Here is an 847-nt window from a genome sequence, read left to right as displayed (position 1 = left end):
GTCGGGGCTAAATCGCGCCAGCGCTGGCTGTTTTACGCGTATGACAGGCTCCGGAAGACGGTTGTTGCGCACGTATTCGGTGAACGCACGATGGCGACGCTGGGGCGTCTTATGAGCCTGCTGTCACCCTTTGACGTGGTGATATGGATGACGGATGGCTGGCCGCTGTATGAATCCCGCCTGAAGGGAAAGCTGCACGTAATCAGCAAGCGATATACGCAGCGAATTGAGCGGCATAACCTGAATCTGAGGCAGCACCTGGCACGGCTGGGACGGAAGTCGCTGTCGTTCTCAAAATCGGTGGAGCTGCATGACAAAGTCATCGGGCATTATCTGAACATAAAACACTATCAATAAGTTGGAGTCATTACCGCGTTAGTTTATCAAACTTGCCAAGCGAGTATTTAACCAGACTACTTAATCAAAGATAGCGGTAATCGTTGCCCTAGATACACCATATTCCCGCGCTAACGCACTGACACTCACACCGTTATTCTTTTTCGCCACAATCGCCCTACGGGCTTCTGCCGCGATTTTCGACGGTCTGCCCAATTTCTTGCCTTCGGCTTTTGCTCGTGACAGCCCCGCCTGGGTCCGCTCAATCAGCAGGTCACGCTCCATCTCTGCAACTGCTGCCAGCATCGACAACAAAAGCTTACCCGCTGCGGAGGTGAGATCAGTCGTGCCAAGCTGGTGGACAATGACCTTGATATTTCTATCAGACAACAGGTGATGCTGCCAACTTACTGATTTAGTGTATGATGGTGTTTTTGAGGTGCTCCAGTGGCTTCTGTTTCTATCAGCTGTCCCTCCTGTTCAGCTACTGACGGGGTGGTGCGTAACGGCA

At 52.2% G+C, this 847-nt stretch carries 1 protein-coding gene and 2 pseudogenes; 2 read left to right on the top strand and 1 reads right to left on the bottom strand.

All coding sequences use genetic code 11. The features are described from left to right. Window positions 1–357, top strand: a pseudogene (locus K0778_RS26535) (IS1-like element IS1B family transposase); the annotation flags it as partial. Between the two features lie 60 nt (window positions 358–417). On the opposite strand, the pseudogene K0778_RS26530 reads toward K0778_RS26535, so the two are convergent. Further along, window positions 418–726 (bottom strand): annotated as a pseudogene (locus tag K0778_RS26530) (recombinase family protein); the annotation flags it as partial. Between the two features lie 57 nt (window positions 727–783). On the opposite strand from K0778_RS26530, the gene K0778_RS26525 reads away from it, so the two are divergent. Next, window positions 784–847, top strand: a 64-nt coding sequence (locus K0778_RS26525) for an IS1 family transposase (RefSeq protein ID WP_001676991.1), incomplete at its 3' end; no start/stop codon positions are given.

Origin of the sequence: Escherichia sp. XD33 (assembly GCF_019375075.1) — a bacterium.
Taxonomy (GTDB): domain Bacteria; phylum Pseudomonadota; class Gammaproteobacteria; order Enterobacterales; family Enterobacteriaceae; genus Enterobacter; species Enterobacter flexneri_A.
Note: the sequence above shows the minus strand (reverse complement) of the source record. Positions and strands in the feature narration are given on the sequence as shown.